Origin of the sequence: Nakamurella sp. UYEF19 (genome assembly GCF_040546275.1) — a bacterium.
In the GTDB taxonomy this organism is placed as follows: Bacteria; Actinomycetota; Actinomycetes; order Mycobacteriales; family Nakamurellaceae; genus Nakamurella.
The window spans coordinates 1-25106 of the sequence record NZ_JBEPNO010000021.1; the positions used below are offsets into that span (position 1 = coordinate 1).

The following is a 25106-nucleotide window of genomic DNA, read 5'->3' on the forward strand; positions in this document are numbered from 1 at the left end:
GCGCCGGCCAGTGCGCCCTGGAACGCGCCGTCACCGAACGAGACCAGCAACCGCACCGCGACCAGGCGCCGGAGACCGGACAGGCCGAGCCGTCCGGAGACGAGACCCGGAGCGAGCCGCGTGGGGGACCCCTGGGTCGTCGTCGCACGCCCCGCGAGTTCCGCCCGGCCGCTGGCATGTTGTTGATCGCCACCTCCGATCTGCGGGATCCGCACTTCCGCCGGACGGTCGTCTACCTGGTTGCGCACGGCGAGGAGGGGTCGGCCGGCCTGGTCCTGAACCGTCGTACCGAGACGGCCGTCCACTCCGTCCTGCCTGATTGGGCCACGCACGTATCGCGGCCGCAGGCCGTGTACTCCGGGGGACCGGTGCAGCCGTCGGGCGCCATGTGCCTCGGCGTCAGCCGCGGTGGCTATTTCCCGGGTGACGGGTCGGGCCTGGTGCGGGTCGCCGGACGGGTGGTGCTGGTCGATCTCGACACCGAGCCGGCAGTCGCCGCCGCGACCCTGCGAGGTGTGCGGATCTTCGCCGGACACGCCGGTTGGTCCGAGGGTCAGCTGGCGGCCGAGATCACCGAGGGCTCCTGGTTCGTCGTGCCGGCCCTCGATGACGACGTACTGACCGGTCCGATGGTCGACCTCTACTTCCGCTCGCTCAAACGCCAGGGATTCCCCCTGGCCTGGGAGGCCTACCGGCCCTCCGACATGGAACGCAACTAGCCCAAGCGCCGACGCCGCATCGGTCGATACCGAAGGTGGGAGTCGTTCGTAGTCGAACGACCCAGGCCTTCGGTATCGAACATTCGGGGCAGCCGGGTCCGGCTTCGGGCGTACGGTCGTCAGGGTGGATCGCCGCCGCGCAGGCCTGATGATCGTGGATCGCCGCCACGCAGGCCTGATGATCGTGGATCGCCGCCGCGCAGGCCTGATGATCGTGGGGCGTCGCCGCGCAGGCCTGATGATCGTCCTGCTCGTGCTCGTGGCCGCCGTCGTCGCGCCGCGGCTGGTCGGCCGCCAGGTGCTCGGAACCCCAGTCGCAGCAACGATTCCTGGGGCTCCCGGTATTGGTGACTGCCTACTGGACGCGCCTTCGTCGACCCACGGGGTGGTGAGCGGCGAGGGCAAGGCCCTCTACCAGAACGTGCGCACCGGACCGTGCTCGGGATCGAGGTTCGGCGAGGTCGTTGCCGTTCTGCCGCAGGGACTCTCGGCCAAGCCGGTGCGGGTCGCCGATGACGACGGGGTCTTCTCCTTCGAGGATCCCAACCGCGCGGTGTGCACAACGGCGATGGCGCGCTACCTCGACCGGTCGGCGGGCGTCGACGTCTGGCGGTCGAGCATCGTGTTCGAGTCCGTGCTGCTGCAGCCGACCGATCTGCAGCAGCGGTTCGGGCAGAACTGGGTGGCCTGCGGGGTTTTCGTCGGCGGCCGTACCGGTGCTGTTCTCGACTACGCCGGGACGGTGCGCGACAGCCTGCGGTCCGGTCTGGCCCCTGACGCATCCCTCGACGCCATCCCCGACTGTCTGAGCTCCACGAGCTACTTCGTCCAACACCCCGTCGATTGCGCCGAACCGCATCCGGTGGAGGCCTTCGGCCAGATCCTGACGCACCACCCCTCCACCACCGAGCTGTCCCTGGGGGCCACGTGTGCGACGGTGATCGGCGTGGCCACCGGGATGTCGGATCCGACCGCGGCCGGTCAGCTGCAGATCACGGCCATGGCGGTGCACCGCGCCAGCGACGGCACCTTCGCGCCGGGGTTGTCCACCCAGGACGAACTCGGCACGGCGACCTGTGTGGTCATCTCGAAGACCCGTCAGCTGAACGGTTCGCTCGTCGGGTTGGGTGACGGGCCTGTTCCCTGGGCGCGCGGCTGAGGCGACCGGATCGGGATCCCGGCCGGTGCGCGGGCTACCGTTCGCGATGCTTCCCTCGCTCAGGCGGTCAGGATTCGTACGCCGGAGGCGGTGATGGCGATGGTGTGCTCGAAGTGTGCCGCGCGGCTGCCGTCCGCCGTTCGGATGCCCCACCCGTCCTTGCAGTGCTGGTAGTCGTCCCGACCCCCGGCCTGCAGCATCGGCTCGATGGCGATCACCAGGCCCGGGCTGAGCTTCAGGCCTCTACGCGCGCGCCCCTCGTTGGCGACGTGCGGCTCCTGGTGCATCGAGGTGCCGATCCCGTGACCTCCGTGATCGGCGAGCAGTCCGAACCCGCTCGCCCTGATGACCTTCCCGATGGCCGCGCTGATGTCGCCGAGCCGGCCACCGGGTCGGGCCGCGGCGATGCCGGCCGCCAGGGCCGCCTCGGTCGCGTCCATCAGGCGCCGGTCGGCGGCGCTCGGCTCACCGATGGTGAAGCTGATGGCCGCGTCGGCGCACCAACCGTCGACCAGTAGCGCGAGATCCACCGACACCAGATCGCCGGGTCGCAGCCTGCTCCTGTCCGGGATCGCGTGCACGATGACGTCGTTGACGCTGACGCACAGCACCCGCGGATACGGCGACGGCGCCCAGACCGGGTGGTAGCCGATGTAGGCCGAGACACCGCCGCCGTCGGCGATCACCCGCTGGGCCAGATCGTCCAACTCCTTCAGGCGGACGCCCGGTCCGGCTGCCTCCCGCACCGCGTTCAGGGTCCTGCGGACCAATGCGCCCGCGACCCCGATCGCCTCGATCTGCGCCGGGGACTTGTACTCGATCATGAAGCCTGACTCCTGTACTGGCCGTGACTGCTGTGCTCTCGCAGTCTCACACGCCCTGTCCATGTACTGCGGCTTCCATCCACTGCTCCAGCACACCGCCGACTGGTGTCGGGAGCGGACCGGTGCGGGGTCCCTCCCACCGTGGGGGGATCCGGCCTCGGCCGGAGCGCACTACCGTTCGGTGCATGCGCAAGCACGTCTACCGCTGGTTCGAGCAGCACGTCTGGGCCGGTGACGCGATCCTGGGTGTGCTGATGCTGGTCGCGCTCGTGTTCAGCGGGGCGGACCTGCGGTACAGCGATGCGGAGGTGTTCCCGCTGCTGGTGCTGAGCGCGGGACCGGTGTTCCTGCGCCGCAGCGCCACCCGGTCCGCCGTGACGATGGCCATCGCGCTGCTGGGTCTCAACGTCCTGCTGGTCGGCGAGGCGACCGCCGCGGTGGTGCTGGCTCCGCTGATGGTGCATGCGGCCGTCGCCTACACGTCCGGTCGGTTCTGGGGACGGTTCGCGCTGGCTGCTGGTTTGCTGGGATCCGTCGCAGCACCGCTGCGGTGGGGCTACCGGAGCACGGACAACGGCACTCTGACGATCGCGATCGGATTGTGTGCGGTCGTCGTCATCGCCGCGTTCGTCATCGGGGAACGCCAGCGGGACCGGGTGGAATTCCAGGCCGAGCAACTCAGGGTGCTCGACGAGCGCTCTGCCATGCTCGCCGCCGAGCGGGACCAGCGGGCCAGGATCGCGGCCTCGACCGAGCGGACCCGCATCGCCCGGGAGCTGCACGATATCGTGGCCCACTCGCTGTCCGTGGTCATCGTGCAGGCCGACGGTGCGGCGGCGGCAGCTGCAGCCCGACCCGAACTGGCGGTCTCCGTTCTGCACACCATCGCCGACACCGGGCGCGAAGCGCTGGCCGAGATGCGCCGCCTGGTCGGCGTTCTCCGGGCCGGTGACGTGCCGGGGTCCGCCCCGACCGGGTACGCCCCGGCCCAGGGCGTCGCCGACCTGCCGGCCCTGATCGAGCAGGTGCGGCAGACCGGCGTCGCGGTGTCGATGACGTTGTCCGGAGACAGGATCGCACTCCCGGCCGGACTCGGGCTGACCATCTACCGGCTCGTCCAGGAAGCACTGACCAACGTGCTCAAGCACGCCGGACCGGTTGCAACCGCGTCCGTCGCGCTCGAATACCGACCCGGAGTGGTCGAGATCTCGGTGACCGACGATGGGCGCGGCGGAGCGAGCGAGCCGGGGTTCGGGCACGGTCTGCTCGGCATGCGTGAGCGGGTCTGGCTGCAGGGCGGCCGCCTGGCGGTCGGCCCGCGGACGGGCGGCGGCTACCGCGTTCATGCCTCGTTTCCGCTGCAGAGCAACGCGTCCGGCAACGCGTCCGGCTACTCGTCCGGCAACGCGTCCGGAGCGAGCCGATGATCCGCGTCTTCCTGGTCGACGACCAGGCGCTGGTCCGGTCCGGGTTCGCGATGCTGCTGTCGGCGCAGGACGACATCCTGGTCGTCGGCGAAGCCGCGGACGGCGCGGCGGCGCTGGTCGCGCTGGAACGGACCGCGGCCGACGTGGTGCTCATGGACATCCGGATGCCCGTGATGGACGGGGTCGCCGCCACCCGGGCCCTGCTCGAGGGCCGGACCGACGCACCAAGAGTGTTGGTGCTGACCACTTTCGACCTCGATGAGTACGTCTTCGCCGCACTCGCTGCCGGCGCATCAGGCTTTCTGCTGAAGGATGCTCGTCCGGAGGATCTGCTGGGCGCGATCCGGTCGGTGGCCGCCGGCGACGCGGTCCTGGCGCCCTCGTCCACCAGGCGGCTACTCGCCCACGTGGCCTCCAGCCTACCGAGTTCTGTTGCACCACAACAGGATACGTTGCTGGTCCTCCTCACCGCCCGGGAGCGGGAGGTGCTCGTCGAGGTAACCGGCGGCCTGACCAACGCCGAGATCGCCGCGGCGCTGTACATGGCGGAGTCGACGGTCAAGACCCACATCGGCAGCCTGCTGGCAAAGCTCGGATGCCGCGACCGGGTGTCGTTGGTGTTGCTCGCCTTTCGGGCCGGTCTGGTCCCACGCCCCTGATCCAACCACGCCCTGATGTACCGGTGCCCTGAGCCAACCGCGCCCTGGCCAACCGCGCCCCTGATCCAGCCACGCCCTGATGTACCGGTGCCCTGAACCAACCGCGCCCTGATCCAACCGCGCCCCGGCCAACCGTCTCCCGACAGCCGGGGCGCGGTGGTCACGGGCCAGGTAGTCCCGTGGGACTACCTGGTCCCCTGCTGCGGTGCCTCCCCAGCGGCCACAGCTCGGTCCTGCACTCCGATGTTCCCGGAGATCCGTTTCTCTAACGTCATTCCCAGGTCATTCCCGAGCCCCGACCCGGGTGCTCGGGTAACCGGACAGCAAAGGGGACAGCAGTGAGTGCGCCGTCACGACCACAGGTCGACACCACCGGGGGCATCCGCCCCGGAAACAACCGCGAGGCCGGCTCAACCAGCCCACACGCGGCGAAAGCCGCTGGCCTGTCGAAGGTCTACGGCAGAGGAGCCAACGAGGTGCGGGCCCTGGACGATGTCACCGTCGACTTCGATCGCGGTACCTTCACGGCGGTCATGGGAGCATCCGGTTCGGGTAAGTCGACGCTGATGCATACGCTTGCCGGACTCGATTCCGTCAGCGCCGGCCGGGTTTTCATCGGCGACCTCGACCTGACGACCCTGACCGACAATGAATTGACCCGGGTGCGCCGCGACCGGATCGGATTCGTCTTCCAGTCGTTCAACCTGTTGCCGACCCTGACGGCCCGCCAGAACATCCTGCTACCAGTGGATCTCGCCGGCGCCGATATCGACGAGCCCCGGTTCGACGCGCTGGTCGGCTCCCTGGGCCTGACGGACCGTCTTGGCCACCGTCCCTCTGAACTCTCCGGCGGTCAGCAGCAGCGGGTGGCGATCGCCCGCGCGCTGATCACCTTGCCGGACGTGGTTTTCGCCGACGAACCCACCGGTGCACTGGACTCCCGGACCGGCGCCGCGCTGCTGGCGTATCTGCGGCTGTGCGTCCGGGAGGGCGGGCAGAGCGTGGTGATGGTGACCCACGATCCGATGGCGGCGTCCTACGCCGACCGGGTGGTGCTGCTGGCCGACGGTCGGCTGGCCGGAGAACTCCACCAGCCCACCGCCGACTCCGTACTCGCCGCCCTGCGCACCCTGGGGGCCTGATGTTGCGCACCGCTCTCGCCGAACTTCGCGCCCATCCCGGGCGGTTCCTCGCTGTCGGCCTCGCCATCGTCCTCGGAGTCGGTTTTGCCGCCGCCACCGTGGTTTTCACCTCCAGCTTCGACTCTGCGCTCGGCCGGTCGATGGCGGCCGAGGTCAGCCGCGTCGACGTCGTGGTCACTGCTGATCGGGGCAGCGCGCAAGGCAGTACCGTGCAAGGCAGCGTCAAGCCGGGCAGCGTCGATCAGGTCACTCCGGACCTGGACAAGCTTCGGGCCACCAGGGGCGTGTTCAGCGCCGAACCGGCGATGCGGGCCTATCCCGGATTCACCTCGGCCACGAGCCGGGGCGCCATCGCTCTGGCCAACATCCCGGTCGATCCGGACCGCCGGTGGTACTCGCTGGCATCCGGGCGTTGGCCGGCGAGCGGCGCGGAGCTGGCGGTCGCGCAAGGCACCGCCAAGCGGAACTCCTGGACGCTCGGATCGTCGATCACGCTCGGCGAGGCCCCCGACGCCCGGACTGTGACGGTCGTCGCGATCCTGGACACCCGGATCTCCGCGCTCACCGATGCTACCGATACCGCCTACGGCACAGCGGATCTGCTGTCATCGCTGAACGGCGTGCAGGTCGGGACCGCAGACACGGCCTACCTCCTGGTGGCCCCTGGCTTCACCCCCGAGCAGGTGGCCGCCACCATCACTGCAGACTCCGGCGGCAGGCTCTCGGCCCGGACTTCGTCCGATGTGACGGCGGAGGCGGTCCGTGATGCCGGCAACGGCACGTCCGTCATCGTCGGGATCCTGCTGGCCTTCGTCTCACTGGCCGGTCTGGTCGCGGCGATGGTCGTGGCCAACACGTTCACCATCCTGATCACCCAGCGCCGCCGGCAGATCGCACTGCTGCGCTGTGTCGGCGCGACCGGTGAGCAGGTGCGCCGGTCCACCCTGGTCGAGGTCGCCGTCGTCGCGGTGACCGGTTCGGTGGTGGGTGTCGTGGTCGGCATCGTCATCGGGCGGCTGGCCTGCGCGATCACCGGCATCGACGCCGCGGACTTCCGGGTGCCGGCCGGTCAGCTGGGGCTGGTCGGGGTGATCGGGGTGGTGGTGACGCTGATCGCTGCGCTGGCCCCGGTGGCCAGAGCCACGCGGATCCCACCGATGGCCGCCCTCCGTCCGGTGGACGGGGAGGAACGGGTGCGCAAGGTCTCCGCTGTGCGACTGGGCGTCGGCGTGCTGCTGGTCGTGGCCGGGGGCGGGCTGCTGGCCGGCGGCGTCCACCTGGGTGACCTGATGATCGCCACCGCCGGCGGCGCCCTGACCGCGATCGGTGTGCTCGTGCTCCTGCCATGGGCCCTGCCCTTCGTGCTGGCCGCGTTCTCCGGGCTCGGCGGTCTGTTCGGGGCGCACGGTCGGCTGGCGACCAAGAACCTGCTGCGCAATCCCGGGCGGTCGGCGGCCACCTGCACGGCACTGGTGATGGGGGTTGGCGCGATCATCACCCTGCTGGTCGCGTCCGCTTCGGCGCAGGCCGGGGCCGACCAGGCGGTCGGTGCGAAATACGCGCTGGACTTGCAGGTCGGCTCGCGTGACGACCTACCGAACTCCCTGCCCGAGCGGCTCGGCCGGATCGAGGGCATGGCGACCACCGTCGCGGTGACCGGCACCCAGGTGCAGCTCGATGGCAACGACTACCTGGCGTACGGGCCGACGGCGACCCAGTTCGAGAGTGTCCGCAACGGCGGCGAACTGTCCCCGGGCGAGATCGCCGTGCCCGGCTACCTGCTGGGGAACGGCGGGTTGCAGCCCGGCGAGACCGTGACGGTGCGGAAGGGGTCTTTCGCCCTGAGCCTGACGGTGGCGCCGCGGCCCATCTCCGACGACGGCGCGCTGGTGATGCTCAGCGAGGACCTGCGGCAACTCGATCCGTCAGCCGGGGTGCGGGCGGTCTGGGGAAAGTTCGCGGCCGACGCCGACCCGAACGACGTGCTCGGCCGGGTCAACCCGGTGTTGGCGCCGTACGCGGCGGTCACGGTGTCCGGCTCGGGTCCGCTGCGGGCGTCCACCGCGGACCTGCTCGACACCTTGGTGACGATCGCGCTGGCCCTGCTCGGGGTGACGGTGGTGATCGCCGTGGTCGGGATCGGGAACACCCTTGGCCTGTCTGTGGTCGAGCGCACCCGGGAGTCGGCCCTGCTCCGGGCGCTGGGCCTCCGGCGTGGTCAATTGCGGTCGATGCTCGCCATCGAGGCCGGGCTGCTGGCTCTGGTGGCAGCGGTGGTGGGGACGTTCTTCGGGGTGCTCTTCGGCTGGGCCGCCGTCGGGGCGGCGTTCGGTCAGGCCGAGCAGTCGGTGGTGCTCAGCATCCCGGTCGGCCGGGTCGCGCTGGTCTTCGTCGGAGCCGTGCTGGCCGGGGTGATCGCCTCGGTCCTGCCCGGCCGACGCGCTGCCCGCGCCACTCCCACCCAGGCCCTCGTCGACGCCTGAGCTTGCTTGCGTAGCAACATGTGCTGGGAGGCCCGTGGCTGACCGACTGCGCATACAGGACTCCCCGGCGCATACAGGAGTGCCTACTCTGGGCCCCTGAGCTGCGAATATGAGCATTCCTGTATGCGCGGCCGGCGAGGGATGCGCGGCCGGCGAAGGATGCGCGGCCGGCGAGGGCGGCGCAGTCGGTAGGGCGGTGCGGCCGGCCTGGGCGGCGCAGTCGGTAGGTGGGGCGGTAAGCCGCGTCAGGTGGCTGGGTGGCTCAGCGGGTTAGACGGTGCCGGCGTCGAGGGGCACGGCAGTGCGGGTGAGGCCGCTGCATCCACCGCTGCCGCAGGCGCAGCCGGCGCAAGCCGGGCTCGAACCGGGCTTGCGAGCCGGCACCGGAAGGGTCCGGGCCGCCTTCTCGCCCAGCACCCCGCCCGCGATGGTCAGCACCAGCACGGCGATGACGGCGAGCACGCCCACCACCACCGTCGTCGACGTCGGGACGGGGAGCAGCACGACGAGCAACGCCATCACCAAGGCGATGACGGAAGCGCCTCCGACCACCGGGGCCGCCACCTTGTTCGCCACTGCAAAAGCGTCGTCGGTGGAGACCGCGGCCGGGGAGTGGACGCCCAGGCGACCCGTGCGGGCGAGAGTGCCGGCCCACCCGCGGGCTGCGGTGACCCCGCCGAATCCTGCGAGGATGAGCAGCAGGACGGCGACCGGCAGGACGAAGGCGATAGGTGCGTTGGACACCCTGCGATGGTAGTTGAATCTCGCCTCCGGCCGTGGCCGCCTGGACCCCGGCCGGGTTCGCGCGAACCCGGCCCGAGCCGGTGTCGCGAACCCGGCCCGAGCCGATGGCGCGAACCCGGCCCGAGCCGATGGCGCGAACCCGGCCCGAGCCGATGGCGCGAACCTGGCCCGAGCCGATGGCGCGAACCTGGCCCGAGCCGATGGCGCGAACCTGGCCCGAGCCGATGGCGCGCGAACCCGCCCAGACCGCAGTGAATTCTGCGTCGACCTGCGGAGTAACATCAGCAGCTATGGCAGTGACGTTGCTCCTTCCCGGGCCGCGCTGATCGGTCGGTCCCTGCGGTTTCGCACCGGACCGGCGGCGACAGCGCGGCGTTCCCTCCTCTGACCGGGAGGGTTTTTTTGTGCCCGCGGTCGCCCACCCGACCGGCCGCGGGCGGAGGGCAGGTTGGGGGGTGGGTGATAGCAGTGAGCAGACCGTCAGGTCAGAGGAGAGATGGACGTCATGAGCAGCGAGCAGCACGGTTCGACCCGCACCGAGGCCAGTCCTGGCGAGCAATCCCACGGCGGTGACGACTCGGCGCCGCCGTTTCGCTACAACGCGGCGCTGGCCGCCGAGATCGAGTCACGGTGGCAGGACCGGTGGGACGCCCTCGGCACCTTTCAGGCGCCCAACCCCAGTGGCCCGCTGGCTCCCGCTGACGGCACACCACTGCCGACGGACAAGTTGTACCTGCTGGACATGTTTCCCTACCCGTCCGGCGCCGGACTGCACGTCGGTCACCCGCTGGGCTACATCGGCACCGACGTGCTGGGCCGATTCGAGCGGATGCGCGGCCGGAATGTGCTGCACACCATCGGGTACGACTCGTTCGGCCTGCCGGCCGAGCAATACGCCGTTCGGACCGGCACCCACCCACGGGCGACCACCGAGGCGAATGTCGCCCGCTACCGGACGCAATTGCGCCGGCTGGGTTTCGGTCACGACCAGCGTCGCAGCGTGGCCACCACCGATGTCGAGTTCTACCGGTGGACCCAGTGGATCTTCCTGCAGCTGTTCAACTCCTACTACGACGCCGACCAGAAGCGCGCCCGCCCGATCGACGACCTGATCGGCGAGTTCGCCTCCGGGGCCCGCACAGTCGCGGGCAACGTCGACTGGAACGACCTGGGATCGACGAAGCAGCAGACCGTCCTGGCCGATCATCGCCTGGCCTACATCAAGGAGGCGCCGGTCAACTGGTGCCCCGGCCTCGGCACAGTGCTGTCCAACGAGGAGGTCACCGCCGACGGCAAATCCGAGATCGGCAACTTCCCGGTGTTCCGGCGGAACCTGCGCCAGTGGATGATGCGGATCACCTCCTACGGCGACCGGCTGATCGCCGACCTGGACCGGCTGGACTGGCCGGAATCTGTCAAGGCCATGCAGCGCAACTGGATCGGCCGCAGCGTCGGTGCCCGGCTGACGTTTCCGATAGCGAGCACAGCCGGCCCAGACGGTTCCGTAGCGACCGATCGCGGCATCGAGGTCTACACCACCCGTCCCGACACGCTTTTCGGCGCGACCTATGTCGTGCTGGCGCCGGAGCACCCGCTGGTCGAGGAGATCGCGCCTGACGCGTGGCCGGCGGGGGTCAACGCGCTGTGGACCGGAGACGCCGCCACCCCGTCGGAGGCCGTCGAGGCCTACCGCGTCATCGCGTCGCAGAAGTCGGACCTGGACCGCCAGGAGACCAAGGAGAAGACCGGCGTCTTCACCGGTGCCTACGCCGTCAACCCGGCCAACGGCACCGAATTGCCCATTTTCATCGCCGACTATGTGTTGATGGGCTATGGCACGGGCGCCATCATGGCGGTGCCCGGACAGGACACCCGCGACATCGAATTCGCGAAAGCCTTCGCGCTGCCGGTGATCCGGACGGTGCACCCGCCGGCCGATTTCCCCGACGACGAGGCCTTCACCGGCTCCGGCCCGGCCATCAACAGCGCCAACGACGAGATCTCGCTGAACGGTCTGGAGGTGGCCGAGGCCAAGACCGCCATGCTGGACTGGCTGTCCACCAGGGGATTCGGCCGCTCAGAGGTGCAGTACCGGTTGCGCGACTGGCTGTTCAGCCGGCAGCGGTACTGGGGCGAGCCGTTCCCGATCGTGTACGACGAGGACGATCTGCCCATCGCACTGCCCGAAAGCCTGCTGCCGCTGGAACTGCCGGAGGTGGCAAACTACGCGCCGCAGTCGTTCGACCCGATGGACGCGAACTCCACCCCGGTGCCTCCGCTGGGCCGGGCCACCGAGTGGGCCACGGTCGAGCTGGATCTGGGTCAAGGCCTGAAGACCTACCGGCGCGAGCTGAACGTCATGCCGCAGTGGGCCGGCTCCTGCTGGTACGAACTGCGCTACCTGGATCCGACCAACACCAGGGTGTTCGTCGACCCCGAGGTCGAGAAGTACTGGATGGGGAAAGATCCCGAGCGGCCTGGTGACACAGGAGGGGTCGATCTGTACGTCGGTGGCGTGGAACACGCTGTGCTGCACCTGTTGTACTCGCGCTTCTGGCACAAGGTGCTCTTCGACCTGGGCCACGTGTCCAGCGAGGAGCCGTTCCGCAAGCTGTACAACCAGGGCTACATCCAGGCGTTCGCCTACACCGACGAGCGCGGGACCTACGTGCCCGCAGAGGATGTCGTCATCTCCGCGGATGCAACCTCCTTCAGCTACCAGGGCCGGCCGGTCAACCGCGAGTACGGGAAGATGGGCAAGCGCCTGCTGAATGTGGTGACGCCGGACGAGATGTGCGATCGCTACGGCGCCGATACCTTCCGGATGTACGAGATGGGCATGGGCCCGCTGGACATCTCGAGGCCGTGGCAGACCAGGGACGTCATCGGATCGCAGCGTTACCTGCAGCGGATGTGGCGCGCTGTCGTCTCAGAACAGACCGGCGAGAGCGTGGTCACCGAGGATGCACCGGACACCGAGACGCTGAAGTTGTTGCACCGCACCATCGACGGCGTCCGGAACGACTACGCGGCGATGCTGTACAACACGGCCATCGCCAAGTTGATCGTGCTGACCAACCATCTGACCAAGTCTGCGTCGCCGACCCCGCGGGTGGTCGCGGAGGCGCTGGTCCTGATGACGGCACCGCTGGCGCCGCACATCAGCGAGGAACTGTGGAGCCGGCTGGGCCACACGCAATCGCTGGCACACGGCCCGTTCCCGATCGCCGACCCGGCGCTGCTGGTGGCGGACGAGATCGAGTACCCGATCCAGGTCAAGGGAAAGGTTCGCTCGCGGATCTCGGTCCCTGCTGATTGGACCGTGGAGGCCGTGCAGGCAAAGGCCCTGGCCGACGAGAAGATCGTGGAACTGCTGGCGGGTGCGGCGCCGCGCAAGATCGTCGTCGTGCCGGGCCGAATGGTCTCGATCGTTCCGTAACAGCACGTTCCGCAGCAGGGCGCAGTGTCACAGCTCGAACCGGAATCACCCGTAGGACTGCAACACCCGTTCGGCAGCACGATGAAGACAAGGTATTTCGGACCCACACGAGAGGATCGACCGGTGCGTATCGCAGTCAGTCAGTTCGACCCGGGCACCGACCCGGCGGCCAATGCCGATCACCTGGTGAAGTCCGCTGCCCGGGCGGCTGGTGACGGTGCGTCCCTGCTGCTGGCACCAGAAGGTTCGCTGGTGTCGTTCCTGCAGGACCCGACCGCACCCGTTCGTGCCGCCCAGCCACTGGACGGACCGTTCGTGTCCGCACTGGCCGCGGCCTCGGAACGCCACGGGATCACCATCTCCGCAGGCACTTTCGTGCCCGATCCGAGCTCGACGAGGGTGCACAACACGCTGGCGATCGTGCAGGGTGGACAGTTGGTCGCGGCCTACCGGAAGATTCACCTCTACGACGCCTTCTCCTTCGTCGAGTCCGATGCGGTTGTGCCCGGTACCGACACCCCGCCGGTGGTCGAGATCGATGGCATGGCCATCGGTTTCGCCACCTGCTACGACCTCCGATTCCCGGAGCTGTTCCGGGTGCTGCAGAATGCCGGTGCGCAGGTGCTGGCACTGGCGTCGGCGTGGGTGAAGGGTCCACTGAAGGAGGAGCACTGGCTCACGCTGCTACGGGCCAGAGCCATCGAGAACACCTGCTACATGGTGGCTGCGGACCAGATCGGCCGGGCCGGCGTCGGACGGTCCGCTGCTTTCGATCCGTTCGGTCTACCCCTGCTGGACCTCGGCAACGCCGATCCCGGCTACGGACTGGTCGAGGTCGACCCGGCCCGCGTCGACGAGGTGCGGAAGGTGCTGCCCTGCAACGAACATGCCCGCTTCCGGATCGATCCGGCGCCGTTGGGGGCGGCCGTCGGGGCCACCCCGTGAGATATCGGATCGTCCGGCTGCAGGTGCAGACCGAGCCGCTCAAGGTGGGCCGGGCACCCCTGCGCACCTACGATCCGTCGTCGATCGAATCGGTACCGCGGATCGAGTTCGGCCCGGACGGCGTGATCGGCCTGGCCGAGCGGCTGGGGTCGGTGATCGACGTCCATCACCGCGATCACCCGCGATCGCGGGATCGCCGCGGCCTGGGCGGGATCACCTTCATGGGGACCGGTGACTACACCAGACTGCAGGCGCGCTACGGCCCGCATCTCACCGAGGGGATCGCCGGCGAGACCATCCTGCTCGACGCCCCAGACGGACTGGCGGGCCTCCCACTGCCGGCCCGTGTCATGTTGCACGGCGCCGGCAGCCCGGTACTGCTGTCCGACGTGCGGGTGGCAGACCCGTGTGTCGAGTTCAGCCGGTTCAGTCTGGGGCAGCAGACCTCGGACGAGGTCGACGACGCGGTGAAGAAAGCCCTGATCGATCTCGATGACGGCGCCAGGGGCTATCGTGCGGTGGCCAGTGGCAGTGGCCGTCTCGTCCTGGGCGACGAGGTCGAGATCGAGGAGCTCCCAGAGGAATCGCGGATCATCTGACCGGTGACCGCAACGATGCGGTCGCGTGCAGTCGCAGCGATGCGGTCGCGTGCGGTGGCCGGCGGTGGCCGGCCCGCCGCCCCGGGCCGGGAGATCGTTCGTCGGTAGCGGCCGGCTGGAGACGGAAGGGGTGGCGACGGTATGACGGCAGGGAATCCGGGGCGCCCACCGGGCATGCACGACGTGGCGCGCCGCGCCGGCGTGTCCCACCAGACCGTCTCCCGGGTGCTCAACGGTCTGCCCAACGTCCGCGAGGAAACGCGCGAGCGGGTGGTCGCGGCGATTGCCGAGCTCGGATACCGCCGTAACAGCGCGGCCCGGGCTCTGGTCACGAGGCGGTCGTCCGTGATCGGCGTGATGACGAGTGGTTCCACTCTGTGGGGACCGAGCAGCGCGCTGATCGCCGTGGAGAGTGCCGCCAGAGAGGCTGGTTACCATGTCAGCCTCGCCGGCATCGGTAGCGTCGACAATGCCGCGGTGGCAAGTGCTTTCGAGCATTTCATCGATCAATCGGTGGAAGGCATCATCGTGATCGCGCCGGAGGGCGCCCTGGCCCATGCTGCGGATCCTTTCGTCACCCGGGTACCGGTGGTGATGGTGTCTGCCGACGCGGAGCCGGCCCCGGGCGTCCACATCACCTCCGTCGATCAGGAGGCCGGTGCCCGCTTGGCCGTCCGTCACCTGCTGGACCTGGGGCACACCGCGATCGCCCATGTCGCCGGCCCGCCACTCTGGTTCGACGCGGCAGCACGTCAACGCGGCTGGGAAAGCGAACTGGTCTCCGCGGGCCTCCGCCCCGTGGCCCCGCTCGCCGGCGACTGGACGGCCGTCAGCGGATACGAGGCGGGCAGGAAGCTGGCCGCGGGACCGTTGCCGACAGCGGTCTTCGCCGCCAACGACCTGATGGCGCTGGGCCTGATCCGAGCTCTGTACGACAGCGGAATCACTGTCCCGCAACAGGTGTCGGTGGTCGGCTTCGACGACATCCCCGGTGCCGCACACTTCATCCCGGGCCTGACGACGGTGAAACAGGACTTCGCCGCCCTCGGCCGGCAGTGCATCGACATCCTGCTGGCGGCGCTGAACGAAGCGCCTGACGAACACCGCCCGCTGGCGCCGGGATTGATCGTCCGCGAGAGCACCGCTGCACCGGCTTGACGTAGGCATACCGTAGCTCGCCGAATCGAACGTCTCGAACTCGTTGCCATGAAGGGCTTGACGCCGCTCCATGTGAACGTTAACAATGTCTCAAGTCCAACATCGGTGGATCGCGGACGAGATTCGCGAACCGCACCTGCACGGCGAGAGAGGCACCAATGACGGTGGATCCCCAGCGAGCCCTGACCATCGGGGTCGACTACGGCACGCTCTCCGGGCGCGCGGTCGTCGTCCGGGTGGCGGACGGCGCCGAACTGGGTTCAGCCGTTCACGAATACACCCACGGCGTCATCGATCGCGAACTCCCCGGCACCGGCCGGCAGCTCCCTCCGGACTGGGCCCTGCAGGTGCCGTCGGACTATGTCGACGTCCTGCGCTCCGCCGTGCCGGCCGCCATCGTGGCGGCCGGTATCGACGCGTCCGACGTCGTCGGCATCGGGACCGACTTCACCGCCTGCACCATGCTGCCGGTGACCGCGGACGGGGTCCCGCTCTGCCAGCTCGCGGAGTACGCGGACCGCCCGCATGCCTACGTCAAACTCTGGAAACACCATGCAGCCCAACCACAGGCGGATCGGATCAACGAACTTGCGCGGGAGCGTGGCGAATCCTGGCTCCCCCGCTACGGCGGCCTGATCTCCAGCGAATGGGAGTTTGCCAAGGGCCTGCAACTGCTCGAGGAGGACCCGGAAATCTACGCTGCCGCGGCCCACTGGGTCGAGGCGGCAGACTGGATCATCTGGCAGCTGACCGGCACCTACGTCCGCAACGCCTGCACGGCCGGCTACAAGGGCATCCGTCAGGACGGCGCCTATCCGTCCCGCGAATTCCTGGCGGCGCTCAACCCCGATTTCGCCGGTTTCGTCGACGACAAGCTCGAGGCGACGATCGGCCAGCTCGGCTCGCGGGCCGGCGGACTCAGCGCGGAAGCCGCGGCCTGGACGGGACTGCCGGTCGGGGTCGCAGTCGCGGTCGGCAATGTCGACGCCCACGTCACCGTTCCGGCCGGGAACGCATTGGCGCCCGGCCAGATGGTCGCCATCATGGGTACGTCCACCTGCCACGTGATGAACGGCCGCGAGCTGCGTGAGGTCCCTGGGATGTGCGGCGTCGTGGAGGGCGGGATCAGCGAGGGTCTGTTCGGCTACGAGGCCGGGCAGAGCGGGGTCGGCGACATCTTCGGATACTTCGTAGGATCCGGTGTGCCGCAGGACTACTACCGGCGGGCGCAGGCGGCAGGGCAGAGCGTGCACGAGCTGCTCACCGAGCTCTCGGCCGGCCAGCAGGTCGGCGAGCACGGCCTGATCGCGCTGGACTGGCACAGCGGCAACCGCTCGGTGCTGGTGGATCACGAACTGTCCGGGGTGATCGTCGGTCAGACGCTCACCACCCGGCCCGAGGACGTGTATCGCGCGCTGATCGAGGCAACCGCCTTCGGTGCCAGGACGATCATCGAGACGTTCGGCCGCTCCGGGGTTCCGGTCACCGAGCTGATCATCTCGGGCGGTCTCACCAAGAATGCGATGCTCATGCAGATCTACGCCGACGTCACCGGCCTGCCGCTGTCGATCATCACCTCGGACCAGGGTCCGGCGCTGGGCTCGGCCATCCACGCCGCGGTCGCTGCCGGCGCCTACCCGGATGTCGCGGCCGCGGCGGAGGTGATGGGCCGGGTGGAACGTGCTGTCTACCAACCAGTCCCCGCCGACCAGCAGGCTTACGACGAGCTCTTCGCCGAATACACCCTGCTCCACGACTACTTCGGCCGCGGCGGCAACGACGTCATGCACCGGCTCAAGGCCATCCAGCGCCGGGCGCATCGGAGCGCTGCTGACCCTGCTGCATCCAACTCCGGGGCCGTGCTGGTATGACGGTCACCGGTGACGTGCAGGACACCGTCGCCCGGCTCCGGGCAGAGTTGGCCGTGCTGCACGCGGAACTGCCCAGGAACGACCTGGTGGTCTGGACGGCCGGCAACGTCTCGGCCCGCGTCCCGGGGCGGGACCTGTTGGTGATCAAGCCGTCCGGCGTCAGCTACGACGACCTGACGGCGTCGGCCATGGTCGTCACCGACCTGGACGGCGTGCTGGTCGAGGGCGACGGGTCGCCGTCCTCGGACACGGCCGCCCACGCGTACGTCTACCGCCACCGACCGGATGTCGGCGGAGTGGTGCACACGCACTCCAGCTACGCCTGCGCGTGGTCGGCCATCGGTATCCCGGTCCCGTGCGTGCTGACCATGATGGCCGACGAGTTCGGCGGCGACATCCCGATCGGGCCGTTCGCGCTGATCGGCGACGACTCGATCGGCCGCGGGATCGTGGATACGTTGCGGCACAGCCGGTCGAAGGCTGTCATCATGGCCAACCACGGCCCGTTCACCATCGGTCGCACGGCCAAGGAGGCAGTGAAGGCCGCTGTCATGTGCGAAGAGGTCTGCCGGGCGGTTTTCCTGGCCCGACAGCTCGGCGATCCGGTCCCGATCGCCCAGGCCGACATCGATTCTCTCTATGCCCGCTACCAGAACGTCTACGGCCAGTCCTGAACCCGCGCATGTCCTCCGCCACCACACCGCCTGCACCGCAGCGCCTCCCACACACCGCGCAGGTGCAGCCCGCAGCCAGAAAGGCCGCTCATGATCACGCTCCCACGGGAATGCTGGTTCCTCACCGGAAGTCAGGGGCTCTACGGACCGGACACGCTGGACCAGGTCGCCCACCAGTCGCAGCAGATCGCAACCGAACTCGACGCCTCCGCCGAACTGGACATCCCCGTGGTGTGGAAGCCGGTGCTCACCGAGGCCGGCGACATCCGGCGGATGATGTTGGCCGCCAACGCCTATGACAACTGCATGGGCGTGATCATCTGGATGCACACGTTCTCGCCGGCGAAGATGTGGATCAGCGGGCTCGACGCATTGCGGAAGCCGTTGCTCCACCTGCACACCCAAGCCAACGTGGACCTGCCGTGGGCCGAGATCGACATGGATTTCATGAATCTCAACCAGGCTGCACACGGTGATCGAGAGGTCGGCTACATCCAGACCCGGCTCGGCATCGCCCGCAAGACGGTGGCCGGTCACGTCAGCAATCCCAAGGTGGCGGCCAGGGTCGGTTCGTGGCAGCGCGCCGCGGCGGGCGCCGCGGCCGTCCGCTCGCTCAAGCTGGCCCGGTTCGGCGACAACATGCGGGACGTGGCCGTCACCGAGGGAGACAAGGTCGAGGCTCAGCTACGCTTCGGTGTCTCGGTGAACACCTACGGTGTCAACGATCTCGTCGAGCACGTCGACGCGGCGTCTGGGGCCGCGATCGACGCGCTCGTCGGTGAGTACGCCGAGACCTACAAGGTCGCCCCGGAGTTGCTGCCTGGCGGAGCCCGCCACGAGTCGCTGCGATATGGGGCTCGGATCGAGATCGGGCTGCGCAGCTTTCTGACCGAGGGCGGCTTCGGTGCATTCACCACGAACTTCGAGGATCTGGGTGGTCTCCGGCAGCTCCCGGGCCTCGCCGTCCAGCGATTGATGGCCGACGGCTACGGATTCGGCGGTGAGGGCGACTGGAAGACCTCGGTCATGCTGCACACCCTCAAGGCGATGGCGACCGGGCGCGTCGGTGGTACGTCGTTCATGGAGGACTACACCTACGACCTCGGCGCCCCCGTGCCGACCATCCTCGGTGCGCACATGCTCGAGGTCTGTCCCAGCATCGCGGCCGACACCCCCACCCTGGAGATCCACCCGCTCGGAATCGGTGGCCGGGAGGATCCGGTCCGGCTGGTCTTCGACGCCGTCCCAGGACCGGCCGTCGTGCTCGGCATCGCCGACATGGGAGAACGGTTCCGGCTGGTGGCGAACGAGATCACCGTCGTCCCATCGGCGCAGCCCCTCCCGAAACTGCCGGTGGCACGGGCGGTCTGGGAGCCGGCGCCCTCGCTGGAGACCTCGGCCGAGTGCTGGCTCGCTGCCGGCGGACCGCACCACACGGTGCTGTCGGCCGCCCTCGGGGTGGAGGAGCTGCATGACTTCGCCGAGATCATCGGGACCGAACTGCTGGTGATCGACCGGCAGACCACGACCCGGAACTTCGCCAACGAGCTGCGCTGGAACCAGGCCTACTACCGCCTGGCGAAAGGTTTCTGACCACGCCCGGTGGCGGTATTTCGTAGGCCCGTTTCCGGGCACCCGCGTTTTGTCGCGAGGGTGGCCGGCTCGTGATGGTAGCCGGCGCGCGATCGAGATGGGCGACGCCAGCCCCTGTATCGATCCTCGGTCCGAATTGTCTGCGCATCAAAAATCGCCAGATTGTCCGTTTCCGGTCGTACCCGACAGCGCCGGATCCATGTGCATCGCAAATGTTATGAAGGAGGTGTGGGAATCGCTTGACACGGGCGTTGTGAGCGTTAACATCAATCAGACAGTGACCACCGCCACAGGCGGAATCCGCCGGAGCGATCCGGTGTCGACAGGTCCCGCCATCGACGGCGCGCCGGTATGCCCGGGCCCGTTGGCTGGGGGGCCCGTCCTCAGGCAGTCGATCACCCGCACGGGGTTGATCACCGCAGGTAGTCGATCACCACATGTAGTCGATCACCACATGTAGTCGATCACCACACGTAGTCGTCACCGCACGTCGATCCAGAGCAGTTGCGCCACAGAACAGCCCCTGCCCTCCACGAGAAGGAACCCGCAGAATGACGAATCACCGCCGTACCGCTTTCATCGCCGCAGCCGGCGCGGTCCTGGTGCTGGCCGGATGCAGCACCGGTCAGACCACGTCCTCCACCACCTCGCCGAGCTCGGCGTCGGTCGGTTCCTCTGTGGCGGCCCCGGTCGCTCCGGTTTCCTCGCCGGGAGCCGCGTCGTCGGCGCCGGGCAGCTCGGTGGCCAGTTCGGTCGCGCCGGGGAGTTCTCCGGCCGGCAGCTCCCCAGCCGGCAGCTCCCCAGCCGGCAGCTCCCCGGCCGGCAGCTCCCCAGCCGGCAGCTCCCCGGCCGGCACCGGCTCAGCGCCGTCGTCTGGCACGGTCCCCGCCGCCATCCTGGCCGCCGGCGGTACCTCGGTGCTCACCGGCACCCTGCCGGCCGGTGTCGAGGCGCAGTACGGCCCGATGTGCAAGGGGTCCGACCTGGGTATCGGCAAGATCGACTTCAAGACGGACACCATCGGCTGGGCGCAGTCGGAGAAGGAGGCCAACCCCTTCCGGATCGCCTCTACCAAGTCCCAGGTCGAGCAGGCCAAGAAGCTCGGCGTGAAACTGCTGACCACCAACGCGCAGTCCGATGCACAGCAGGAGAACACCGACATCAAGGGCATGATCGACAAGGGCGCCAAGGCCATCATCTTCTCCCCGATCAACTCGACCGGTCTGGGTGACGCCATCTCCTACGCCAAGTCCAAGAAGGTCGCAATGATCCCGGTCGACCGGAACATCACCGGTGTCACCGGTTGTCAGTCGGTCGGCCCGCAGCTCGGCTCCGACTTCGTCCAGCAGGGCCAGCGCGCGGCTGACGCGATGATCAAGGCCACCGGCGGCAAGGCCAAGCTCGCGATCCTGCTCGGCGCCTCCGGTGTCAACGTCACCGACGACCGGACGGCCGGCTTCAAGGCAGAACTCAAGGCCAAGAACGCGACCGGCATCGAGGTCATCTTCGAACAGACTGCCGACTTCACCCGGGAGAAGGGCAAGTCGGTGACCGAAACGCTGCTCCAGGCCCACCCGGACGTCACCGCCATCTACGCCGAGAACGACGAGATGGGCCTCGGCGCCCTGGCGGCCCTCGACGACAAGGGCATGTCCGGTACGGACAAGGTCCACATCGTCTCGATCGACGGCACCAAGGGCGCGGTCCAGGCCATCGTCGACGGCAACTTCGACGCCGTCATCGAGTCCAACCCGGCCTACGGTCCGTCCGCCTTCGCCGCGCTCGACGCCTACGTGAACGGCGCCGGCGCCCCTGCTGTCACCATCACCACGGACAACCAGTACGACAAGAGCAACGCCCAGGCGGCGATCGACAGCGGAACGGCCTACTGAGTTTCCCGCCGGATCCGCGACGCTCGACAGACGAAGGAGCCAGAGCACCGGTGACCACGACGACAGAGCCGTCCGAGCCGACAGAGCCGTCCGAGCCGACTGGGCCGTCCCAGCCATCCACGTCACAGCCGACCCTCTCGGTGCGCGGGGCACAGAAGAGCTTCGGCGGGGTGGCTGCGCTCCGCGGGGTCGACCTGGATCTCTTCCCCGGCGAGGTGCACGCGCTGGTCGGCGAGAACGGTGCCGGCAAGTCGACTCTCATCAAGCTGATCACCGGGGTCTACCAGCCGGACGGAGGGGAGGTGCGTCATCGCGGTCAGGTGGTGCACTTCGCCGCACCCCGGGACGCCCAGCAGCAGGGCATCCAGACGATCTACCAGGAAGTGCACCTGGCTCCGCAGCTCTCCATCGCGCGCAATGTTTTCCTCGGGCGCGAGCAGCACACCCGATTCGGGGGGCTGGATCTGCGGCGGATGAACTCGGAGGCCGCCGAACTTCTCGACCGCTACGGCATCGCGGCCGACGTCAAACGGCCACTGGGGGAACTGGGGCTGGGCATCCAGCAGATGGTGGCGGTGGCGCGGGCGGTCTCGACCAACGCGTCCGTCGTCATCATGGACGAGCCGACCTCCTCCCTCGAGCCGCGGGAGGTCGACCGCCTGCTGGGGGTCGTCGGCCTGCTTCGGGAGCAGGGTGTGGCCGTCGTCTACATCTCGCACAAGCTCGAGGAGGTGTTCCGGGCCTGCGACAAGATCACCGTCCTGCGTGACGGCGCGCTGGTCTGGACCGGCCCGACGGCGCAAACCTCCCGGCGCCAACTCATCTCGCGGATGCTCGGCCGCGAGGCCGGCGATCTGGGGGCCGGTGGCGGCCGGACGCAGCTGTCCGCCCGTCCGGAGCGCGCCGAGCAGGCCCCGGTACTGACCGCCGGCCACCTGAGTCGGCGGTTCGTGCTGGACGACATCTCCCTCGTCGTCCATCCGGGTGAGATCGTCGGTTTGGCCGGGCTACTCGGATCGGGTCGGAGCGAGACCGTGAAGGCGATCTTCGGTGCCCTGCCGCTCGACTCCGGCTCGGTGGAGATCGACGGCCGGTCGATGCACCGGGCCACCCCGGCCTCGCGGATCAAGGCGGGCGTCGCGATGCTGCCCGAGGACCGGAAGATGGAAGGCATCATCCCGGAGCTGTCGATCCGCGACAACATCGCGCTGGCGGCACTTCCGCGACTGTCCCGCGGCGGCTTCTTCTCCCGCCGCAGGCAGGCCGAGATCGTCGACGTCTTCATGAAACGCCTGCGCATCAAGGCTTCCGGTCCCGATCAACGGGTCTCGGAGCTTTCCGGCGGCAACCAGCAGAAGGTCCTGCTGGCGCGTCTGCTGTGTCTCAACCCGAAGGTGCTGCTGCTGGACGAGCCGACCCGCGGCATCGACGTCGGTGCCAAGGCCGAGGTCCAGGGGCTGATCGCCGAGCTCGCCGAGAAGGGGCTCGGGGTGGTGCTGATCTCCTCCGAACTGGAGGAGGTCGTCGAAGGTTCGGATTCGGTGTTGGTGCTGCGGGACGGAGCGTCCCTCGGCACGTTGTTCGGCGATGACATCACGGAGGACGCGATCATGAACATGATCGCCGGCGCCGCGGCAGAGGAGATCGAAGTGGTCAGCACATGACGGCAACCCTGGACAAGCAGATGCCGGCCGCTGGAGGGATGCGGCCGAAAGTCGGCTGGGGGCAATGGCTCCGTGAGCGCGGCGTCTACGTCGCGCTGGCGGTACTCGTCGTCTACAACGTGATCTTCACGGCACACTTCAACAACTGGGACACCATCCAGCTGCTCTTCGCGCAGCTCCCGCCGGTCCTGCTGGTCTCGCTCGGGATGGCCCTGGTGATCGGCACCGGCGGCATCGATCTGTCGGTCGGCGCCACCATGGCCATCGCCAGCGCGGTGATGGCGAAGTTCGTCTCGCCGGCGTCGAGCGGGGGCTTCGGTGGGCCGATCTTCCTGGCCATCGTGCTCGGCATCCTGGCCGGTCTGGTGGTCGGCGTGTTCAACGGTGTGGTGGTCGCCGTCGCCAAGGTCCAGCCCATCGTCGCCACCCTCAGCCTGCTGGTCGCCGGCCGCGGTATCGCCCTTGCCATCACCGGCGGCGCCCTGATCGAACTGTTCGTCCCGTTCCTCAAGGTCGTGCGCCAAGGCGAGCTCTTCGGCATCCCCTACGTCATGCTGGTGGCGGCCGCGGTGGCGATCGTGGTGACGATCCTGCTGCGCCGCACCACCTTCGGCTACCGATTGGTGGCCATCGGCGGGAACCTGCGGGCCAGCGTGCTGGCCGGCATCCCGGTGCGCCGCACGCTGATCACCGTCTACGCGATCAGCGGCGTCCTGGCTGCCATCGCCGGCGAGATCGCCACCGCGCGGCTCCGGGCGAGCGATCCCTCCTACATCGGCCTGCTGATGGAACTGTCCGCGATCACCGCGGTGGTCGTCGGCGGCACACCGCTGAACGGGGGGCGGGTGCGGATCCTCGGCACCGTCGCGGGGGTCGTCCTGCTGCAGCTGCTGCAGACCACTCTCGTCTCGCACAACATCCCCGATTCGGTGTCCCAGATGGTGGAGGCGCTCATCATCGTCGGCGCGGTGTACATCCAGCGCACCTCCCGGAGCAGCACGTGACCCGGCCGAGTACTCCGAAGATGCCGATGCGGAAAGGTCCTGCAGTGCCCGAGGTTCCAGCATCGACCGCGCCGCAGCCTTCGGACCGGCCGGGCACGGCGGTCGTCCACGTGGTGCCGGACGGCGAACACGGCCCGGCCGCGGCGGCAGCCCGCGCGCGCGCTCTGGCGTCCCTTGTCTCCCGCAACGGAGCGGTCGCCGTGCTGATCCTGGTGATGATCATCGGCGCGATCACGGTGCCGACGTTCGCCACCGTCGACAACCTGACCAACACCGCTTTGGCGGCGTCGTTCCTGGCCATCATCGCCGCCGGGATGACGTTCGTGATCATCTCCGGTGGGATCGACCTCTCCGTCGGCTCCGTCTACGCGCTGGCCGTCATCCTGTCCGCCGACATGTCGAAATACGGCTCTGCCGCGGCGATCCTGGTGCCGGTCGCAGCATGCATGCTGGTCGGTCTGCTCCAGGGCGTGATCATCGCCAAGCTCGGCCTCCCGCCGTTCATCGTCACGCTCGCCGGGCTGACCGGGGTGCGCGGCCTGGTCTTCTTCATCACCAACGAGGGCAACGACCACCCGTCGGTGCCCGGCAGTCAGTTCTTCGAGACCCTCGGCACCGGAAGCCTTCTGGGCCTGGGAAATCCGGTCTGGATCACGTTGATCGTCTTCGCCATCGGCTGGTGGGTGCTCAACCGCACCGCCTTCGGCCAGGCTGTCCAGGCGGTCGGTGGGAACGACACCGCAGCCGGCCTGATGGGCCTGCCGGTCCGCCGGGTCAAGGTGATGGTCTACGTCATCAGCGGGTTCACCGTCGGGGTCGCCGGCGTGCTGTCCACCGCCCTGTCCGGCGGCGGCCAGGAGGCCAGAGTCGGCAACGCCTACGAACTCTCGGCCATCGCAGCCGTCGTCATCGGTGGCACGCTGCTGGCCGGTGGCGTCGGATCCATCGTCGGAACGCTGGCCGGCATCGCTCTCCTGTACGTCATCCAGAACCTCATCGTGCAGGGCTTCAACCTCAACAGCTACGTCCAGCAGATCGTCAGTGGGTTCTTCCTGCTGGTCGTGGTCGTCCTCCAGGCGGTCCTGTCCCGACGCGCCAGATCCGCATAGT

General features: G+C 68.8%; 20 protein-coding genes. 17 read left to right on the forward strand and 3 right to left on the reverse strand.

Annotated features, from left to right (window positions below; all coding sequences use genetic code 11):
- Together ABIB25_RS22025 and ABIB25_RS22030 are read left to right on the forward strand one after the other, a co-directional pair.
- The coding region (locus ABIB25_RS22025) for a YqgE/AlgH family protein (RefSeq protein ID WP_354530671.1) at positions 1–719 on the forward strand (719 nt) is incomplete at its 5' end.
- Between the two features lie 124 nt (positions 720–843).
- Positions 844–1878 (forward strand): septum formation family protein, encoded by a 1035-nt coding sequence (locus tag ABIB25_RS22030; RefSeq protein ID WP_354530672.1) that lies wholly within the window; start codon positions 844–846, stop codon positions 1876–1878.
- 59 nt (positions 1879–1937) lie between these two features.
- On the opposite strand, the gene map is transcribed toward ABIB25_RS22030, so the two are convergent.
- The gene (map, locus tag ABIB25_RS22035) at positions 1938–2702 is read right to left on the reverse strand and encodes a type I methionyl aminopeptidase (protein ID WP_354530673.1); all 765 of its coding nucleotides are present in this window, start codon (positions 2700–2702) and stop codon (positions 1938–1940) included.
- Positions 2703–2887: 185 nt separating this feature from the next.
- On the opposite strand from map, the gene ABIB25_RS22040 reads away from it, so the two are divergent.
- The 4 genes from ABIB25_RS22040 to ABIB25_RS22055 all read left to right on the forward strand — a co-directional run bounded on the left by ABIB25_RS22040 (position 2888) and on the right by ABIB25_RS22055 (position 8413).
- Entirely contained in the window at positions 2888–4129 is a 1242-nt protein-coding gene (locus ABIB25_RS22040; protein ID WP_354530674.1) for a sensor histidine kinase, read from the forward strand.
- Complete coding sequence (locus tag ABIB25_RS22045) at positions 4126–4788, forward strand: response regulator (protein ID WP_354530675.1); 663 nt, start codon at positions 4126–4128, stop codon at positions 4786–4788. Before ABIB25_RS22040 ends, ABIB25_RS22045 begins: the two co-directional genes overlap by 4 nt.
- A gap of 338 nt (positions 4789–5126) precedes the next feature.
- Positions 5127–5930: an ABC transporter ATP-binding protein gene (locus ABIB25_RS22050; protein WP_502919879.1), complete on the forward strand. Its 804-nt coding sequence runs from the start codon at positions 5127–5129 to the stop codon at positions 5928–5930.
- On the forward strand, positions 5930–8413 hold the full coding sequence (locus tag ABIB25_RS22055; RefSeq protein ID WP_354530676.1) for an FtsX-like permease family protein: 2484 nt from the start codon (positions 5930–5932) through the stop codon (positions 8411–8413). Before ABIB25_RS22050 ends, ABIB25_RS22055 begins: the two co-directional genes overlap by 1 nt.
- A gap of 270 nt (positions 8414–8683) precedes the next feature.
- Here ABIB25_RS22055 and ABIB25_RS22060 read toward each other — a convergent pair whose 3' ends face one another.
- Positions 8684–9157 (reverse strand): SdpI family protein, encoded by a 474-nt coding sequence (locus tag ABIB25_RS22060; RefSeq protein WP_354530677.1) that lies wholly within the window; start codon positions 9155–9157, stop codon positions 8684–8686.
- Positions 9158–9662: 505 nt separating this feature from the next.
- Here ABIB25_RS22060 and leuS point away from each other — a divergent pair.
- The 7 genes from leuS to araA all read left to right on the forward strand — a co-directional run bounded on the left by leuS (position 9663) and on the right by araA (position 19436).
- Positions 9663–12596: a leucine--tRNA ligase gene (gene leuS / locus ABIB25_RS22065; protein WP_354530678.1), complete on the forward strand. Its 2934-nt coding sequence runs from the start codon at positions 9663–9665 to the stop codon at positions 12594–12596.
- 123 nt (positions 12597–12719) lie between these two features.
- Entirely contained in the window at positions 12720–13541 is an 822-nt protein-coding gene (locus tag ABIB25_RS22070; RefSeq protein ID WP_354530679.1) for a carbon-nitrogen hydrolase family protein, read from the forward strand.
- Positions 13538–14140, forward strand: coding sequence for a hypothetical protein (locus ABIB25_RS22075; RefSeq protein WP_354530680.1), 603 nt, complete (start codon positions 13538–13540; stop codon positions 14138–14140). Before ABIB25_RS22070 ends, ABIB25_RS22075 begins: the two co-directional genes overlap by 4 nt.
- 141 nt (positions 14141–14281) lie before the next feature.
- Positions 14282–15298: a LacI family DNA-binding transcriptional regulator gene (locus tag ABIB25_RS22080; protein ID WP_354530681.1), complete on the forward strand. Its 1017-nt coding sequence runs from the start codon at positions 14282–14284 to the stop codon at positions 15296–15298.
- Positions 15299–15456: 158 nt separating this feature from the next.
- Complete coding sequence (gene araB, locus ABIB25_RS22085) at positions 15457–17169, forward strand: ribulokinase (RefSeq protein WP_354530682.1); 1713 nt, start codon at positions 15457–15459, stop codon at positions 17167–17169.
- Positions 17166–17843, forward strand: coding sequence for an L-ribulose-5-phosphate 4-epimerase (locus ABIB25_RS22090; RefSeq protein WP_354530683.1), 678 nt, complete (start codon positions 17166–17168; stop codon positions 17841–17843). The genes araB and ABIB25_RS22090 overlap by 4 nt, the downstream gene beginning before the upstream one ends.
- Before the next feature lie 90 nt (positions 17844–17933).
- Complete coding sequence (gene araA, locus ABIB25_RS22095; protein WP_354530684.1) at positions 17934–19436, forward strand: L-arabinose isomerase; 1503 nt, start codon at positions 17934–17936, stop codon at positions 19434–19436.
- A 625-nt stretch (positions 19437–20061) separates the two neighbouring features.
- Here araA and ABIB25_RS22100 read toward each other — a convergent pair.
- Positions 20062–20361: a hypothetical protein gene (locus ABIB25_RS22100; RefSeq protein ID WP_354530685.1), complete on the reverse strand. Its 300-nt coding sequence runs from the start codon at positions 20359–20361 to the stop codon at positions 20062–20064.
- Here ABIB25_RS22100 and ABIB25_RS22105 point away from each other — a divergent pair.
- From ABIB25_RS22105 to ABIB25_RS22120, 4 genes are read left to right on the forward strand one after another with little or no spacing between them, the layout of a single operon-like run.
- On the forward strand, positions 20354–21328 hold the full coding sequence (locus tag ABIB25_RS22105; protein ID WP_354530686.1) for a substrate-binding domain-containing protein: 975 nt from the start codon (positions 20354–20356) through the stop codon (positions 21326–21328). The genes ABIB25_RS22100 and ABIB25_RS22105 overlap by 8 nt on opposite strands.
- Before the next feature lie 50 nt (positions 21329–21378).
- On the forward strand, positions 21379–22992 hold the full coding sequence (locus ABIB25_RS22110; protein WP_502919880.1) for a sugar ABC transporter ATP-binding protein: 1614 nt from the start codon (positions 21379–21381) through the stop codon (positions 22990–22992).
- The gene (locus ABIB25_RS22115; protein WP_354530687.1) at positions 22989–23996 is read left to right on the forward strand and encodes an ABC transporter permease; all 1008 of its coding nucleotides are present in this window, start codon (positions 22989–22991) and stop codon (positions 23994–23996) included. The genes ABIB25_RS22110 and ABIB25_RS22115 overlap by 4 nt, the downstream gene beginning before the upstream one ends.
- A gap of 26 nt (positions 23997–24022) precedes the next feature.
- Entirely contained in the window at positions 24023–25105 is a 1083-nt protein-coding gene (locus tag ABIB25_RS22120) for an ABC transporter permease (RefSeq protein WP_502919883.1), read from the forward strand.
- The last annotated feature ends 1 nt before the right edge of the window (position 25106 follow it).

What these genes read in the sequence shown, in the direction of transcription:
- map (WP_354530673.1), bottom strand. Translation starts at nt 2,702, where the DNA reads ATGATCGAGTACAAGTCCCCGGCGCAGATCGAGGCGATCGGGGTCGCG.
- ABIB25_RS22040 (WP_354530674.1), top strand. Translation starts at nt 2,888, where the DNA reads ATGCGCAAGCACGTCTACCGCTGGTTCGAGCAGCACGTCTGGGCCGGT.
- ABIB25_RS22045 (WP_354530675.1), top strand. Translation starts at nt 4,126, where the DNA reads ATGATCCGCGTCTTCCTGGTCGACGACCAGGCGCTGGTCCGGTCCGGG.
- ABIB25_RS22055 (WP_354530676.1), top strand. Translation starts at nt 5,930, where the DNA reads ATGTTGCGCACCGCTCTCGCCGAACTTCGCGCCCATCCCGGGCGGTTC.
- leuS (WP_354530678.1), top strand. Translation starts at nt 9,663, where the DNA reads ATGAGCAGCGAGCAGCACGGTTCGACCCGCACCGAGGCCAGTCCTGGC.
- ABIB25_RS22080 (WP_354530681.1), top strand. Translation starts at nt 14,282, where the DNA reads ATGACGGCAGGGAATCCGGGGCGCCCACCGGGCATGCACGACGTGGCG.
- araB (WP_354530682.1), top strand. Translation starts at nt 15,457, where the DNA reads ATGACGGTGGATCCCCAGCGAGCCCTGACCATCGGGGTCGACTACGGC.
- ABIB25_RS22090 (WP_354530683.1), top strand. Translation starts at nt 17,166, where the DNA reads ATGACGGTCACCGGTGACGTGCAGGACACCGTCGCCCGGCTCCGGGCA.
- araA (WP_354530684.1), top strand. Translation starts at nt 17,934, where the DNA reads ATGATCACGCTCCCACGGGAATGCTGGTTCCTCACCGGAAGTCAGGGG.
- ABIB25_RS22115 (WP_354530687.1), top strand. Translation starts at nt 22,989, where the DNA reads ATGACGGCAACCCTGGACAAGCAGATGCCGGCCGCTGGAGGGATGCGG.
- ABIB25_RS22120 (WP_502919883.1), top strand. Translation starts at nt 24,023, where the DNA reads ATGCGGAAAGGTCCTGCAGTGCCCGAGGTTCCAGCATCGACCGCGCCG.